This is a genomic window from Pantoea sp. S62, assembly GCF_016658625.1.
GTDB classification, from domain to species: Bacteria; Pseudomonadota; Gammaproteobacteria; order Enterobacterales; family Enterobacteriaceae; genus Pantoea; species Pantoea vagans.
This window is the reverse complement of the sequence record NZ_JACVVI010000003.1, coordinates 433,483-446,818: the sequence shown is the minus strand read 5'-3', so window position 1 is coordinate 446,818 and position 13,336 is coordinate 433,483. Positions and strand designations below refer to the sequence as shown.

The 13,336-nt window shown below is 55.7% G+C and carries 19 protein-coding genes and 3 pseudogenes; 2 read left to right on the top strand and 20 right to left on the bottom strand.

Translation table 11 applies throughout. The features are described from left to right. Positions 1-93: 93 nt before the first annotated feature. A pseudogene (locus IBT54_RS07315) lies at positions 94-846 on the bottom strand (phage tail sheath subtilisin-like domain-containing protein); the annotation flags it as partial. A 163-nt stretch (positions 847-1,009) separates the two neighbouring features. Here IBT54_RS07315 and IBT54_RS07310 point away from each other — a divergent pair. Continuing rightward, on the top strand, positions 1,010-1,684 hold the full coding sequence (locus IBT54_RS07310) for a hypothetical protein (protein ID WP_236263038.1): 675 nt from the start codon (positions 1,010-1,012) through the stop codon (positions 1,682-1,684). Between the two features lie 17 nt (positions 1,685-1,701). Then, the gene (locus IBT54_RS07305; RefSeq protein ID WP_201251917.1) at positions 1,702-2,142 is read left to right on the top strand and encodes a hypothetical protein; all 441 of its coding nucleotides are present in this window, start codon (positions 1,702-1,704) and stop codon (positions 2,140-2,142) included. Between the two features lie 53 nt (positions 2,143-2,195). On the opposite strand, the gene IBT54_RS07300 is transcribed toward IBT54_RS07305, so the two are convergent. The 19 genes and pseudogenes from IBT54_RS07300 to IBT54_RS07215 all read right to left on the bottom strand — a co-directional run bounded on the left by IBT54_RS07300 (position 2,196) and on the right by IBT54_RS07215 (position 13,296). Further along, on the bottom strand, positions 2,196-2,786 hold the full coding sequence (locus IBT54_RS07300) for a tail fiber assembly protein (RefSeq protein ID WP_201251916.1): 591 nt from the start codon (positions 2,784-2,786) through the stop codon (positions 2,196-2,198). Next, a pseudogene (locus tag IBT54_RS07295) lies at positions 2,786-3,832 on the bottom strand (phage tail protein). The gene IBT54_RS07300 and the pseudogene IBT54_RS07295 overlap by 1 nt, the downstream one beginning before the upstream one ends. Next, a complete protein-coding gene (locus IBT54_RS07290; RefSeq protein ID WP_201251915.1) occupies positions 3,829-4,437 on the bottom strand; it encodes a phage tail protein I in 609 nt (202 codons plus the stop codon). The pseudogene IBT54_RS07295 and the gene IBT54_RS07290 overlap by 4 nt, the downstream one beginning before the upstream one ends. Beyond that, a complete protein-coding gene (locus IBT54_RS07285) occupies positions 4,430-5,338 on the bottom strand; it encodes a baseplate assembly protein (RefSeq protein ID WP_201251914.1) in 909 nt (302 codons plus the stop codon). The genes IBT54_RS07290 and IBT54_RS07285 overlap by 8 nt, the downstream gene beginning before the upstream one ends. A gap of 4 nt (positions 5,339-5,342) precedes the next feature. Beyond that, complete coding sequence (locus IBT54_RS07280; protein WP_201251913.1) at positions 5,343-5,693, bottom strand: GPW/gp25 family protein; 351 nt, start codon at positions 5,691-5,693, stop codon at positions 5,343-5,345. Next, positions 5,690-6,281, bottom strand: a pseudogene (locus IBT54_RS07275) (phage baseplate assembly protein V). The gene IBT54_RS07280 and the pseudogene IBT54_RS07275 overlap by 4 nt, the downstream one beginning before the upstream one ends. Positions 6,282-6,362: 81 nt before the next feature. After that, on the bottom strand, positions 6,363-6,770 hold the full coding sequence (locus tag IBT54_RS07270; RefSeq protein ID WP_201251912.1) for a hypothetical protein: 408 nt from the start codon (positions 6,768-6,770) through the stop codon (positions 6,363-6,365). Between the two features lie 7 nt (positions 6,771-6,777). Continuing rightward, entirely contained in the window at positions 6,778-7,680 is a 903-nt protein-coding gene (locus tag IBT54_RS07265; protein WP_201251911.1) for a hypothetical protein, read from the bottom strand. A gap of 19 nt (positions 7,681-7,699) precedes the next feature. Continuing rightward, complete coding sequence (locus IBT54_RS07260) at positions 7,700-8,146, bottom strand: phage virion morphogenesis protein (protein WP_201251910.1); 447 nt, start codon at positions 8,144-8,146, stop codon at positions 7,700-7,702. Further along, positions 8,143-8,610 (bottom strand): phage tail protein, encoded by a 468-nt coding sequence (locus tag IBT54_RS07255; RefSeq protein ID WP_201251909.1) that lies wholly within the window; start codon positions 8,608-8,610, stop codon positions 8,143-8,145. Before IBT54_RS07255 ends, IBT54_RS07260 begins: the two co-directional genes overlap by 4 nt. Beyond that, positions 8,543-8,815, bottom strand: coding sequence for an Rz1-like lysis system protein LysC (gene lysC, locus IBT54_RS25160; protein WP_236263037.1), 273 nt, complete (start codon positions 8,813-8,815; stop codon positions 8,543-8,545). Before lysC ends, IBT54_RS07255 begins: the two co-directional genes overlap by 68 nt. Beyond that, complete coding sequence (gene lysB / locus IBT54_RS07250; protein ID WP_201251908.1) at positions 8,712-9,134, bottom strand: Rz-like lysis system protein LysB; 423 nt, start codon at positions 9,132-9,134, stop codon at positions 8,712-8,714. The genes lysC and lysB overlap by 104 nt, the downstream gene beginning before the upstream one ends. Then, positions 9,131-9,640, bottom strand: coding sequence for a lysozyme (locus tag IBT54_RS07245; protein WP_201251907.1), 510 nt, complete (start codon positions 9,638-9,640; stop codon positions 9,131-9,133). The genes lysB and IBT54_RS07245 overlap by 4 nt, the downstream gene beginning before the upstream one ends. Next, positions 9,624-9,842, bottom strand: a complete 219-nt coding sequence (locus IBT54_RS07240; RefSeq protein WP_010255079.1) for an HP1 family phage holin — start codon at positions 9,840-9,842, stop codon at positions 9,624-9,626. Before IBT54_RS07240 ends, IBT54_RS07245 begins: the two co-directional genes overlap by 17 nt. Before the next feature lie 2 nt (positions 9,843-9,844). Beyond that, positions 9,845-10,048, bottom strand: a complete 204-nt coding sequence (locus tag IBT54_RS07235) for a tail protein X (protein WP_191917149.1) — start codon at positions 10,046-10,048, stop codon at positions 9,845-9,847. Further along, positions 10,048-10,518: a head completion/stabilization protein gene (locus IBT54_RS07230; RefSeq protein WP_201251906.1), complete on the bottom strand. Its 471-nt coding sequence runs from the start codon at positions 10,516-10,518 to the stop codon at positions 10,048-10,050. Before IBT54_RS07230 ends, IBT54_RS07235 begins: the two co-directional genes overlap by 1 nt. Positions 10,519-10,610: 92 nt before the next feature. Then, the gene (locus IBT54_RS07225; RefSeq protein ID WP_201251905.1) at positions 10,611-11,279 is read right to left on the bottom strand and encodes a terminase endonuclease subunit; all 669 of its coding nucleotides are present in this window, start codon (positions 11,277-11,279) and stop codon (positions 10,611-10,613) included. A gap of 3 nt (positions 11,280-11,282) precedes the next feature. Continuing rightward, the gene (locus IBT54_RS07220) at positions 11,283-12,395 is read right to left on the bottom strand and encodes a phage major capsid protein, P2 family (RefSeq protein ID WP_201251904.1); all 1,113 of its coding nucleotides are present in this window, start codon (positions 12,393-12,395) and stop codon (positions 11,283-11,285) included. Between the two features lie 52 nt (positions 12,396-12,447). Further along, positions 12,448-13,296 carry a GPO family capsid scaffolding protein gene (locus IBT54_RS07215; RefSeq protein WP_201251903.1) on the bottom strand — a complete coding sequence of 283 codons (849 nt, stop codon included), beginning with the start codon at positions 13,294-13,296 and terminating at the stop codon, positions 12,448-12,450. Positions 13,297-13,336 lie beyond the last annotated feature (40 nt).

Genomic DNA, 13,336 nt, shown 5'->3' with positions numbered 1-13,336 from the left:
GGCGGAGCCGCTGATAAGCCCGTCAGCCTGTTTCTTCAGATCGCCAAACATCGAGGTAAGCGACTCATCAACGCGCTTCAGGCTCAGGGTAAACATGATTTTACTGGCCGTGCCGTTGGGGTAGAACTCACTGAACACCGACGCAGAAATACCGGTTACGCCGTTGACGCCGACGTTAGACAGGGTTTTATGCCAGCCTGTGTCATTGTCGATTCTGGCGCGCAGGCCCAGCGCGCGCGCGGTCGCATAGGCGGTATCGGATTTACTGGTCGCGGTGTTCCATGCGATAAAGTCCGGCCAGATAACCATGATTTCGCGCTGGCTGAAGTTCTGGCGGTACAGGCGGGCTTCGGAAATGGTTTTACATTCCCATGCAGACACGTAGGCGAAGGCGCGCAGCTGCTGCGCGATACCCGCAAGCGCGGTTGCCACCGGCAGTGAATCCAGTCCCGGTACGCCGAGAATACGCGGCTTAACGTCGAGCTGGGTCTGCGCGGCGAGCAGCGCTTTCATGCCGGTATACTGGCCGTTTTCATCTGTGCCGCCGATGATATTGGACGTGGTTTCGGCTTCGTCGGCACCTTCAGCGACGCGCACGACGACGGTCACGGGTTTTGACTGGTCAGCAATGGCCTGCAGCGCAGCAGCAAGCGTGCCTTTTTTACCGGCTTTGCCGACAGCTGCCTGCACGTTGGTGACAAGTACCGGCGTATTGAGCGGGAAGGTTGCCGCGTCCGCATCCTGCGCAGTGCAGACCATGCCGACGATTGCGGTTGATACGGTTGTAATGGTGCGCGTGCCGTCGTTAACTTCGACGACGCGCACACTATGATGATAATCAGACATCTGATGCACTCCGTTTTGAGGGTGTGCTCAGGGTGTCAGGTCAGGCGGGGTCATGCATGCGGTTGCAGTTTGCTGACATGTGAACAGGCAACTAACGGGTAATGATCGTATTACTTTCCTGTGGCACTATAAAATAGCCATTGTCATAAACGAGGGATTGAGAATGAGTTCAGGAACAGCCGCAAGCCAGGAACCCGGACGTTACTACACATTTGAATCAAGATTGCCTCAGGGCGTTTTTTTTGAGATTCGCCCCGGTCATTTGCCAAGAAATGCCAGGCCCGTAACAGATGAATCCAGCGGTATGTGTATCGGTTATTCGGTCGCACAGGCTCCGGGATTGTGGCAGATTTATGATGTTGAGGGGCGTTTTGTCAGGCTGGAAGAAGCGCCACTTGAAACACCCCTGATTGATCCCACGGATATTGCCCTGTTTGGCATGGGTATTTTTCGTATCCTACGTACAGGGCGGGTGCTGTTTGAGTCAGGGGCACGTGCCGCTATTTATGCGAAGCTCAGTCAGTCCACTATATCCTTTCTTCGCAGCAGGCTTAAAGTCGGGCTGCATGCACGCAACCTTAAAATGACTGAGGCTTCTGCAAAACACATGTATGAACCGGGTCGCTATGTCCCTCTGCAAATTCAGGAGCGAGCCATTCGCTACGGCAAGAGAATGGCTGACCCCCGTAAAGGTGAGGGCATGTTCAGATATGAAACCAAAATGTTCAAGCTACGCTTTAATAAGCAAACACAGCAGTATGAGTATAAAGAATACACCCTCGAAGTTGTCGTGCGTGAATCAGACTGGACGATATCGCATTTCAAATATATGGATTAACTGACAGGAAGGCTTTTATGTTTGATTTTCGCAATGAGGATTTCACCTTTGTTATTTCTCCTTTTGAAAGGATACCCGACAATGAAGCAGACCCCATAGGGCAATTATGGGATTGGATTCAGTCATGGATAGAATTCTCCGTAAGCGGCGTGAAAGTACAGTTTCAAACTGAATTTACTGTAGGCGAGCTGAAAATTTTAAAGGATGAGTTTGCAGCGAATTATCAAGCAATAATCGCACAGCGCGAATTAAAACCTTTTATTTTTCGCAGCGAGCGTGGTCAGCTCAACATGGTTATCAGGAAAGTGACTGGTAAAGATGGGGTAATAGTAGAGTTTGATATTCGTCCGGAAGCTCATGCCGACAGCGTCCAGGTTAAAGGCAGTTTTGGCCTTGATGAAAGCTATTTCCCCGACATTCTGAATCGACTCGATGAAATGATTCAATGGCAGAATTAAACATTCTGCCATTGAAAATTTTAATAGAAAATTACAGGCGTAAAACGAAATTTCTATTCAGGTTTTTCCGGCCAGCTGATTTCCGGCGCATTGGTGATATCTGCGGCCTGCACCGCCTGGATGTATTTCATCCACGACGTCAGCAGGGCTTTATCTGCATCGGTGATAATGCCGAGCAGCAACTGCGTCTGCCATGCCTGGGTGATACCGTTGGCCTCACTCACGCGCGCCGACTTTTCGCTGGCCGCTGCGTCAAGCAGCGACTGCTGCTGCGCATCGCTGTCTGTCACCCACTTTTCACCGTCCCACTTGTCGAACGTGGTTGCCGGAGCCTGCGTTGTGGTGTCTGCGGGATAGTCGCCGAGCGCAGTAATCTTCACCGGCGCGCCGCCGGAAACCGGGTAAACCGTTTCGCCGCGATGGTCCGGCACGCTCAGCCAGCTGCCGTCCTGATACACGGCCACCATACCCGACTGCGCGTCAGGCGGCGCGGTCAGGCAGGCGCAGGCGGGAAGGCCGACGCCCTGCGGCAGAAATTCCTGCACCGCGCCGGTAAACTCTCGGGTCAGGACGTCATAGCTGTAAACCGTCAGCGTGCCGTCGGCTTTTGCCAGCCCGTTTTTATCAAGCGTTGCCTTAGCCATTATGCGGCCCTCACGATGTAGTTAAACGCCACGTTGCGCGGACGACTGTCACCTGCAGTTACCTTAATCGTCTTATAAACCGAAGACGGCTCGTCATTAAATGTCTCACCGGCTAACGTGAAGAAATCCATTACAGGTGTTCCGTTCTCATTTGCCAGAACCTTGATAGGATTTGAGCTTGCAATAAAACTGCCTGCTGACGCTCCCTGAGTGGAAAGTAAACTGCGTCCTGTGTCTGCAGCGCGCCCGTCATCCCAGCCGCGAATAAACTCGCCGCGCAGGTCCGGAAGAATCAGCGAAGGGTATACCTTAGCCAGCTGCGGATAGGTGGCTGCGCTGAATGATGCACCGCTACATTTCAGCCAGCCAGACGGTGCAGAAGCCGCCGGAAAAGGTAACGGCACGCCAACCGGCACGGCAGAACCATCACCCAGCCCCAGCGCCGCCAGCGCTTTAGCGATCAGACCCGCGTGCTTAATTTCCGATAGCGCGTTCGCTGTCTGAAGATATTGCGAGTGCGGATTGGTCGCCTCTATATGATCGGCCATTGCCTTATCGGCATACGATTTCACCTCGATCACCGCATCATCAACATATTTGCGCGTTGCCAGCACCACTGACGGATCAATCTTCAGCGTGACGGCCGTTGTGCTGTTCACGATTAAAATCATGCGCACGGTCTGCGTCCTGCCGCTGCCTTCAGCCAGCTGCGGCTTATAGGTTTCCGGGCAGTTAGCAACGGCAATCAGCACGCCGTCGGCGTCATACAGGCCGATTTCGCGGATCCAGAAACCGCCTTCGCTTTCCGGGATAATCTGCTCGGCGATAATCTGGCTGCTGTTTGCTGCGTCAACGGTCAGCGAATTAAGCTGCGCGCGGCGCTTTTAGCCGATGAGCTTTGTCTGTTCGTCATCAGGCGTCGGCAGTGTGCCGCCACCATCCCCGACGCCCAATGATGTGATATTCACTTTTGAGCCGAGTGCGGCGGCGTTCGCCAGTTTAGCCGCGCCCTGATTGGTCAGCAGGGCAAAATATTTTGTCGTCATGCGCTCACTTCCGTCAGGTCAATAAGATGCACCGCCACGCCGGAATAACCCGGCCCGCCAACGCTGATAAGTTCAGGGGTATAGGGATAAACGGTCAGCTCGTCGCCGCTGTAGCTGGCAACGGCGACCGGCACAATGCCGTTAACATCAAGATTGATGGACAGGCCGATCAGGTGACGGCTGCAGGGCTTCGCGTCCGCTATAAGGCGCTCCAGCTCGTTATACATTTCCTCGGTAATGCCGGTATCCAGCACGCCCACATCAAGCCGGAACGTGCCTGGCGCTTCATTGGTTTTCCACCACTCAATTATCCTGATGAGATAGCCCAGCGGCTCAACGACGCGCCGGATAGCGCCTATCGTGCCCTTGTGCCGGTGCACGTACTGCGAGGCGGTAACCACGGCGCGCTTTGTCGATTCCGGCCAGGCTGAATCCCAGCGGTCAACTGACCACGCCCACGCCAGATAGGGCAGAAGCTCCACCGGGCAGGTTTGAGGATTCCATAACTGGCGCAGCGGCACGCTCATCGCGCCGGGGCTTGCCAGCGCTTCAGCGGCAGCAACCTCAAGCGCTGACGAGCCGGTCGGCAGCAGGCGATCACTCATCAGAGCCTCCCACGGTCAGCGTGTAGCCCGTGCAGTAAGCGGCCTGCGTTTTATCGAGCACCACGTCAGCAGAAGGCTTGATAAGGTTGACGCGCTGCACGCCCTCAACGTGCATGGCGGCATATAGCGCAGACAGGCGAATGTCACGGCCGAGGCGCTTTTGCGCGCTGACAAAGGCGGCGAGCTTTGCCTCAGCGGCGGCGCGGACTGGCTCCGCCTCCGGCCCCGGATAGAGGTAAAGCTCGGCCACGATTTCATAATTCACAATCTTCGCTGACTGCACGCTCACCCGGTCGGCAACCGGGCGCACGTCTTCGTCATTGAGCGCAGCGTTAACCACGGCCAGCAAATCATCACCCGCCACGCCGTTGCCCTCACGCGCGAGCACTGTCACCGTGACCACTGCAGGCGACGGGCTGATGGCTGATGCATCGGCTACGCGGCCGTCCGCGCTTCTGGCGTGATACTCATATGCACCGGTCGGCCCGGCCACGCTCAGCCCTTCAAAGGCGGAGGCGATGCGCAGCCGAAAATCATCGTTACTTTCCATCACTGCCGGGGTTGGCGGGATGGTTGTATCGTCGGCCGGGGTAATCGTCAGGCGGGTTACGCCATTGTTTGCGCCGAGCTGGTCAAGGTCACCATCCAGTGCATACGCCACCATTACCGCCTGTCCCGCCTCGTTGATGCGCTGGCGCAGGAGCAGCTCGCGGTAAGCGTCTTCCTGCAGCAGCTTAACGATGGGTTCTGATTCAAGCGTCAGCGTGCGGGCGATAGCGTCCTGCTTATCGGCCGGGTAAAGGGAAATCAGCGTCGCCTTTCGCTCGGCCAGCAGGGTTTCATAGTCCAGCGCCTCCACCACATCAGGCGCGGGCAGCTGGCTCAGGTCGATAGTTGCCATAGTCTCAGCTCACAGGAACGGTTAAGGAAAAAGGCTGCGCGCTGTCGGTGCGGTTGCCGGACAACTCAACCACCATTGCGCCGTTGATATCCGACTCAAAGCTGATGGCAGTCAGCTTTACGCGCGGCTCCCACATTAGGATTGCCAGATAGCAGGCCGACATAATCTGCAGGCGCAGCGCCTCGTTTTGCGGCTGGTCAATCAGGGCGGATAAAAGTGAACCATACTGGCGGCGCATCACTCTGGAGCCGAGCGGGGTCAGCAGAATGTCACGCACCGATTGCCGGATATGATCAAGGTCGGTCAGCGCTCCGCCGGTTTCCCGGTTCATGCCGATATATTTTGCGGTCGTCATTGTGGGCCCTCCGTTCTGCTACCGCCGCGCTGCACCCCACCATGATCATGGTCATCAACGACCACACCGTTAGAACTCAACTTGCCACCGCTATGCGTTACGTTGCCTTTCATCGTGCCGCCCTTAGTGACTTCCAGATGCGCAGTTTTGAGCAGCGTTGTGCATTCCACTTCGGGCGAGTCGAACAGGATTTTTTACCGCAGCCTTAATGGTTGCGGTCTGTATGCCGGTTGCGGAGAGTGCGCCGGTTTCCGGCTCGTACTCAATCACCGCACCGTCGGGAAATGACCAGTGCAGCGCATCGGCCGAGGCTGACGGAGCCGGGTTATCATCGGAGAAAATGCCCGGCAGCACAAAGCCGGTATCGAGTTCGCCGCCAAGGCACAGAACAAGCACCTGCTCACCCACTGATGGCGCATTCCAGGAGCGGGTTTTACCCGCGCGGGCGCTCAGCCAGTGCAGCCAGCCGGTCGTATTTTTTCCTGTATCGACACGGCACAGCCCGCCGTCAAGGTTGACGGCCGACACGGTTCCGATGCGGATTAGGTTGCGCAGCAGGCGCTGAATTTCTGCGAGTTGTTCATTCATGAGCTGAGAATGCCCTCAAAGGCGGGCATTCTCAAAGGTGATAGGTTTGTTGATAGACCAGCAGACGAAGTTATAGTCTTATTAAATCAGCTTTTGGACTCTTATCCAAAACGCTCCTGATGAAACAATCGTTGATAAAATATTGACCAAAGACTCATCATCCCAACAATCGTGACGCTGCCCATCATATTTAATTATGAATGGATAACCATCTGCAGCTTGTTCCCAATATGCAACAATATCCAAAGCACCCTTAATATTTTTCAAAGCAAGCCGCCCAGAGTTTTTTTGATTAAGCTCAGGCTTTACCAATTTTGACCAAGTAACCAAAGGATCTGAACTTACTCTCTTAAAGGTTACGACACCCTTAGAGGTATTTTCTACTTGCACAGCTAAATCTTGAAAAATAGAATCAATTTGTTCTATGTTTCTAGCCGTTTCAGTTGCTTTAAGCAACCCACTCTTAACTGATTCCGAAAATCTGGACATTTTAACCTCAACTATGAATTATTGAGCCAATAATGGGTAAGTGGTCAAACTTATTTTCATCATCCATTATCAAGTTCACAAGTACTTCGTCAGAAATCACTGTACACTTTTCTTCATTGATAAACCATTTGCCGTTTTTCAAAAAGTTCCCGGAAAATATAATCTGATCGAAAGTGGACCACTTATTCATGTTATTAGTGCGAGTATAGCAAGTTCCAAAGTCATGAGTATTAGAATCTTTGTTAAAGAACGTTCGCGCAGATAATGATTTCCAAAACGGATTATAAAGCCAACACGATGTCTTAGAAATTACCAGAGCTCTATCGTTTGTTGCCATCAAATTTTTGAACAGAGCGTGAGAATATGGATCATCGTTAAAGTCGCCCATTATTATGAATTGCTTATTTATTTCTTGAAGCCGCTCGATCTTATACTTTAAACCTATGGAGCAGTGATTTTTGAAATCATCTGCAACATACTGAAGTCGACTTGGCCAATGTGAGGCGAAAAGAAGTATAGTTTCTTTGCTATATGGAGTTTGCAATTCAAATTGCTGAGATATTTTTATACTTGATGTACCAACATTGCCAAAATGGCTTTCCTGTTTGACTATAGAAACTAATGTGGGCACATATATGCAAGCTAAATCTAAACGACTCCCCGTAGGAGTTTTGTCATTAGCCAGCATACTTTCAAAACCATCTTTATCCAGCATCTCTTTTAATAAGACAAAAGAGCCCTCATTTATTTCGCATATAATCAAGAACGCAAGATTATGCGCTAAAAAAAGCCCTTTAATTAAATCAAAAGCTTCAGATATCATCGTGATTTCAGGATCTTCACTTTGACCTGGAGGTGATATAGCACAGTTCCAAAATCCAAAGTTTAATATGCCTTCTTTAGCATCCACTAACGATTATCCTAATTTTTCACAAAAGGTGATTGTATATCATCTTTTCGATCATAATATAGTCTTGATTTGAAAAACCTATCAGAGGCCGCGCCTCATACTGCACTTCTTTACCTTTACGCGATGGCCGGTCACGCAGCCCATAATGATGCACGCGGGCCATGCGCTGCACGTTACCCGCAAACTCGATCTTGGCCTCATTCGAGCTGGCCTGCGTCTTCATGTATTTAGCGGTTCGAATTTTTGCGAACATCTCGCGCTTTATGCGGCCCTTTTTGCTGCGCACCGGCTGCGTTTTACGGGCTTTAAACGGCGTGCCGTCAGGTGCCTGCTGGCGCTTGATGTTTTGCTGCTGACTCGCGCGCAGCTTGCGGCCAATGCTGCGCGCCATCTCCTTACGCGCCGGGGCTGACAGGCTGCTGATAAGCGCCTCCAGCCGGTCATTTATCAGCTGCAGCTCGCTCATGTCTGCAACTCGCTGACCAGCTCGCCCTTAACGTAAAGCTGCACCGGCCGCGCGTCATTCTCCGGCAGCGGGTTCTCGCCGACGTGAGTCACGTGCAGCCCGTCGTCGGCTCGCTTCACGATCACGCGCTCGCTCAGCTGCAGCTCAATGCTGATATCGCTGGCCGTGTCGCTGATAACATCCGCCTGGAAGGTAAAGCCCGTCCGGCGCTTTTCCTCGGTTGCCATAATGTCGGGTTCATTTGTACGCTGCCATGCCAGCAGCGGCACTATCAGCAAGTCGATGTTACCGGCGTAGTCGGTGATAACCATGTTGAGCCGGTACTGGTATTCAAACGACAGCGAGCTGGCAAGCGTCGAGACGATGCGCCCGCTGTCGATAAACACGTTCAGCGCGTCAGGGTTTCGCTGCAGCTCCGGCACGCTGTCTGTCAGCGCCTGCCGCAATTGTTGGGGTTTCAGCATCGTGTTGTTCCTGGCAGTCTTTGATGATTTCGACCTGCAGCCCGCAGGCGGCGAGCGCAGCCTCTAACTGGCGATTATCCGCCGCCAGATCGCCCGCCGTTTTAAGGCTGTTTCCCGGAACCGGGCAGCTTGTCACGCGCGGACACCCAATCCAGATAATCTCTGGCGCTGGCGAAGGCTGGACGGGCGTGCAGCCGGATAACATCGTCAGGCAAAGCAGCAGCAGACCAGTCACGCAGTATCGGATTTGCATCGGTTTCTCTCTGTATCGTCATTTCACGGTTAAGCGCGGCTGTGCTGGCACGCCCCTGCATCAGCCGCAGCTCGGCCTCGCGCTTCTGGCTGGCCTTTGCATCGGCGTCCAGCCGGGCTATCGCTTTATCCCGGCTCTCGATACCGGCCGACAGCGTGCCGATAATGCGCTGTGCGCTGGTCAGGTCGTCCTTCGCGACCTTCAATTGCCAGCCGGTCACGCCCAGCGCCAGCAGGGCGACGGCCAGAAGCAGAGCTATCAGGCGCGTCATTTCGCACCCCGCAGGCAGTAGGCTGTCTCGGCCGCGCGTCGGCTCTCCAGCCCGCGATTTTTCACGCCCTTAACAAATATCCAGCGCCGCAGCTCGTTACAGGCATCGAGCCAATGCTGCAGCCTGATATAACGGGCAAAGGTCGAGCTGCAGGCCGCGCGCACGCCGACGTTAAAAGCGAATGACACGGCCGTGTCATAGACAGGCTGTGGCATCTCTGCCGACATACAGGCATCGATCCCGCGCTCGACGCGCATCACGTCATACACCAGATTGACCGCTGCCTGCCGCTCGCTGACCAGGCTTTGCGGTGTCACGCCCTCGGTGTGACCAATGCCGTTCGTCCAGACTCCGGCGCTGCACTGATAGGGCGAGGTGCGGCACCCCTCTGCGTTAGCGATGAGCGCAAGCCCGGCCTCGGAGGTTTTCAGGGTTTTAAACTGTGGCAGCAGCGCGGCAATCGCCAGCACGGCCACCACGGCGCAGCGTTTAACGGTCTGGCTCAAGGCTCACCCCCCGCAGGCGCTGCAGCTCGTAGGTTTTGCGGCGGTAATGCCAGTTGATAAAGAACGTCGCCACGTTAGTGATAAGCGTGATAACGGCCACGCCGGAACCGACCATAAAGGCGATATCCTGCGGCGTATGACGGCCGAACCACATCAGGATGAGGCCAATCAGGTAGTTGATCACAGAGCTGATTTTTTCCATTTTTAGTCCCACAGGTTGACGGTTTCACCTGCTGAAGATTCAGGCAGCTCAGGCAGCGTTACCTCACAGCCGTGCGGCAGCACCGGCCCGCTTTCGGCGAGGCCCGGATTGGCCGCATAAACCAGCTCAACAGCCTCGCCGGTTCGCCCGTAATAGCGCTGACAGATTTCATCAACGGTATCGCCCTGCTGCGCGTAAACGTTCATCAGAGCAGATCCACAATGCAGCCAGGCTTACCGGCGATGCGGCTGATACTGAATCGCGCGTCGCGCCAGTACTCGTCGGCGCTGGCCTCGATTTCGCCCGCCTTTTTTGTGCCGCTGACGTCATAGCCGCGATAGCGTTCAACGATGGTGGCGGCGGTCAGCGCGCCGACGGCGGCAAGGTAGGCCGCAATCTTTTCGCTCTCGCCGTCCAGCGACTCAGCAGGCACGTCGGCCAGCGCCTTAAAGCCCGCCGCAACCTGCGCGGCGCGCCAGTCGTACAGCTCGGCGTTCACTTCAGAAATTGCCGTCTTCACGGCAAGGCGCAGGCGCTGCGCCGTGACCGTTCCCTCATAGCGCAGTGAATCGCGCAGCTGCTGCAGGTCAACGTCAGGCCAGAAAAACGTATTCTTTACCGGCGGCTCGGCAGCATCTGCCGGTCGCGGGGCGGGGATAACAACCGTGTTATTCATAGTCGGCCTTAGAAATAGGTGGGCGGTGGAGGACGGCGCAGACACTGAAAGTGCGTTGCCGTCCTGCCGCCCGTGCGCGGGGTCGCGTTCGGTCAGCGGCGGGCGATAGCTTCTTTTTTCATCGCCGTGCCCAGCCGCTCAATGTCTTTTTTGACGCCGCAGCCGTCGTGCAGCTGATGCGCCCTTGCAAGGTGGGTCATCGCCTCCGAAGCCCTGCCCGCATCGCGAAGTACATAGCCGGTAATCTTGTGCAGCTTGGCGCGCACCTGATCGGGCATGTCTTCGGATTCCGTCATCGCAATGGTTGCCAGCAGCGGGTCAATATCGACCGGCGCTTTTGCCGTCCAGGCGCGCGTTACCGCGCTGGCGACTTCCTCGGCCAGCAGGTAAGGCAGGCTGGCGCGCTTAAAGCCGTCAGGCGAGACAAGGCCATGCGCCAGCGCGTACCGGGCAATCTCCAGCGCGCCGGACACGTCGCCCGCATCGAGCCGCCAGATCATGACGGTCATCAGCACGGCATCCTGTGCGCCTTTGCCTTTCTCCAGCACGCCTGACACCCACGGCAGGTACTCAGGCAGCAGCTGACGCTTCAGTTCCGCCTTGCGCTCGTTGGAGTGCACTTTTTTCAGGCGGCGCTTGTCGTCGTTCAGCTTGATGAGCATCTGCTCATAGCCGCTGGCGTGACGCAGCGGGTTGTCGGCGTCCTGCGAGGCTTCGATAGCCTGCTGGCGCATGCGGTGACGTCGGGCAGGGCTTAACATGCGTTACGCCTCCGTTTTTTCGGTGCCAGCAGCGCCGCCGCTTTCTGCCGCTGCTTCCTGCGTTGTGGCAGCAGGTGCAGCGAACTCACCGACCTCGATGTTTTCAACCAGGCAACCGGCCGCGTAATCCTCGATCACATAGTCCTCATTGATGGACTCATAGTTTTCGATGCGGTCGCGCTTCGGCACTTCGTCAATCAGGCGGCGGTGCGTGCCTTCCTGCCAGTAAATCGACAGGTTATCGGTGCGGGTGATAAACATCGCGTCGGCCGGGAAGTACGGCACGCGCACCGCTGGCAGACCGCCGATGCGTTTCTGACTGATAATCACGTCAGCGGCCAGCTGCTCGGTGTTGGCCTGCGACTGGTTGACGATCGGGAAGTATTTATCAGCCAGCAGCTGACGGCCCACGATAACAACCAGCTCCGGGTCCTCCTGATACCACGGTTCGATCAGGGTGTTGGTGGCATCCATCACCAGCGCATCAAGGTTGGCGTAATCACCGTTTTTACCGACGCGGATTTTTTCAGAGACGACGGTGCCGTTTTCGTCGGTGATTTTGCTCATCACGCGCGCCGGTGCATCATTGCGGTACTTCTGCAGCCAGCCGACGGCCACGTCCTGCAGCATCGGGTTCTTGGCGCGGTTTGAGGTTTTGGCACGGGTCACGCCGTTGAAGCCGATCATGATGCGGTCAAGCGCCTGGCGCTTCACGATGGCATCACGCAGACGGGCCTGAAAATCTTCATAACGCGCCCACAGGTCGAGCGTGTTATAGCGGATATGAAAGTCGTAGTTGACCTGCACACATTCGTAACCCTGCTTATCCAGCGCGGCAAAATCAGCGGTTTCGCGCTCGTCGCCGCCTGCCGTGTCGGTCACGCTGGCAATCGAGCCGGAAACGCCGATCCCGATTTTCTCGCCCTTCATTTCGGACACTGGCACGATGTTGATGCGGGTCAGGAAGTCGGAAGACTCCTGCACGCGGCTCATCAGGGTCTGCGTGACCGACGGCTCAACGGTAAATTTTTTGTTCATGTCGTCGGTTTCAACGCCGTTCAGCTCGGCGAGTCGGGTCATGAACTGGTTAAACTTAAAGCGGGTATTCTTGCGCATTGGCGTTCCTGTTTATCTCTGTGTTGGGTTTTAACGTTCAGGCCACGCCTGATTAGCAGTCGGTCTGCGCGCCGGACTTCGGATCGCTGCCAGTTGCCGCCGGGCGGCGGGTAAAGCTGCCGTCGGTCTGCGAAAGCTGGCCCTGCAGCGCAGCGAAAGCGGCGCGGTCTTCCCCGGCCTGCTGCTCGATAGCCTCAAGACGTGCGCTGACGGATTGCTCCAGCGCTGACAGCTCCTGCGTCTGGCTCTCCGCATTCAGCTGCACCTGCTCAGCGACGGCCGTTACCGCCGCGCTGACGTCGGCGAACTGCTCGCCATCGGTTTTCTTTTTGGCAGAGAACATCGCCGAGATGCGCGCCAGCAGGGACGGTGACGGCTCCGCCACTTCCTCAAACTCGATCACGGTTTCTTCAGCGGCGGTAAAGAGGTTGCCTTTGTCCAGCTTGCGGGACGCCAGCGGGTTAACTCTGGCTGTGGCGCTGAAGCTCAGAATCTCCGTGCCGAGGCTTGCCGGGTCGTCGGTGACGGCCAGCCCGACCAGATACGCCTCGCCCGTGTCGGCGAACTCAGGGTTAACTTCAATGGAGGTGTAGATTTTCTGGCGCGCTTTGGTCAGCTCGACCAGCTCAGGCGTCGGATCGATATGCCCATAAAGGGCCAGCTTGCCCTTGAGCGGGCCGTCGCCGATTTCTTCAGCCTCGACGGCGGTCACGTCACCAAAGCGGCGGAATGTGCTGTCAGCGGCATAGCCCCGGATGTGTTCCATGTTGATGCGTGCGCCATACATTTCCGGGCTGTAGTTTTTCGCCATCTGCGAAATCCAGTCACGGGAAATGACACGGCCGTCAGTGGTTGCGCCTTCAACTGCGATACGAAAACGCTTTGCTTTGATTGCTGCCATTAATCAGGCTCCGGTCAGGTGTTGGGTCGGTTCGGGGCCA

Excerpts from the sequence above, each read along its gene's own strand:
- lysB (WP_201251908.1), bottom strand. The coding sequence starts at position 9,134 with ATGACGCGCCTGATAGCTCTGCTTCTGGCCGTCGCCCTGCTGGCGCTG.
- IBT54_RS07230 (WP_201251906.1), bottom strand. The coding sequence starts at position 10,518 with ATGAATAACACGGTTGTTATCCCCGCCCCGCGACCGGCAGATGCTGCC.
- IBT54_RS07285 (WP_201251914.1), bottom strand. The coding sequence starts at position 5,338 with ATGGCAACTATCGACCTGAGCCAGCTGCCCGCGCCTGATGTGGTGGAG.
- IBT54_RS07290 (WP_201251915.1), bottom strand. The coding sequence starts at position 4,437 with ATGAGTGATCGCCTGCTGCCGACCGGCTCGTCAGCGCTTGAGGTTGCT.
- IBT54_RS07255 (WP_201251909.1), bottom strand. The coding sequence starts at position 8,610 with ATGCTGAAACCCCAACAATTGCGGCAGGCGCTGACAGACAGCGTGCCG.
- IBT54_RS07270 (WP_201251912.1), bottom strand. The coding sequence starts at position 6,770 with ATGTCCAGATTTTCGGAATCAGTTAAGAGTGGGTTGCTTAAAGCAACT.
- IBT54_RS07235 (WP_191917149.1), bottom strand. The coding sequence starts at position 10,048 with ATGAACGTTTACGCGCAGCAGGGCGATACCGTTGATGAAATCTGTCAG.
- lysC (WP_236263037.1), bottom strand. The coding sequence starts at position 8,815 with ATGTTATCCGGCTGCACGCCCGTCCAGCCTTCGCCAGCGCCAGAGATT.
- IBT54_RS07280 (WP_201251913.1), bottom strand. The coding sequence starts at position 5,693 with ATGACGACCGCAAAATATATCGGCATGAACCGGGAAACCGGCGGAGCG.
- IBT54_RS07310 (WP_236263038.1), top strand. The coding sequence starts at position 1,010 with ATGAGTTCAGGAACAGCCGCAAGCCAGGAACCCGGACGTTACTACACA.
- IBT54_RS07215 (WP_201251903.1), bottom strand. The coding sequence starts at position 13,296 with ATGGCAGCAATCAAAGCAAAGCGTTTTCGTATCGCAGTTGAAGGCGCA.
- IBT54_RS07260 (WP_201251910.1), bottom strand. The coding sequence starts at position 8,146 with ATGAGCGAGCTGCAGCTGATAAATGACCGGCTGGAGGCGCTTATCAGC.
- IBT54_RS07220 (WP_201251904.1), bottom strand. The coding sequence starts at position 12,395 with ATGCGCAAGAATACCCGCTTTAAGTTTAACCAGTTCATGACCCGACTC.
- IBT54_RS07305 (WP_201251917.1), top strand. The coding sequence starts at position 1,702 with ATGTTTGATTTTCGCAATGAGGATTTCACCTTTGTTATTTCTCCTTTT.
- IBT54_RS07300 (WP_201251916.1), bottom strand. The coding sequence starts at position 2,786 with ATGGCTAAGGCAACGCTTGATAAAAACGGGCTGGCAAAAGCCGACGGC.
- IBT54_RS07240 (WP_010255079.1), bottom strand. The coding sequence starts at position 9,842 with ATGGAAAAAATCAGCTCTGTGATCAACTACCTGATTGGCCTCATCCTG.
- IBT54_RS07225 (WP_201251905.1), bottom strand. The coding sequence starts at position 11,279 with ATGTTAAGCCCTGCCCGACGTCACCGCATGCGCCAGCAGGCTATCGAA.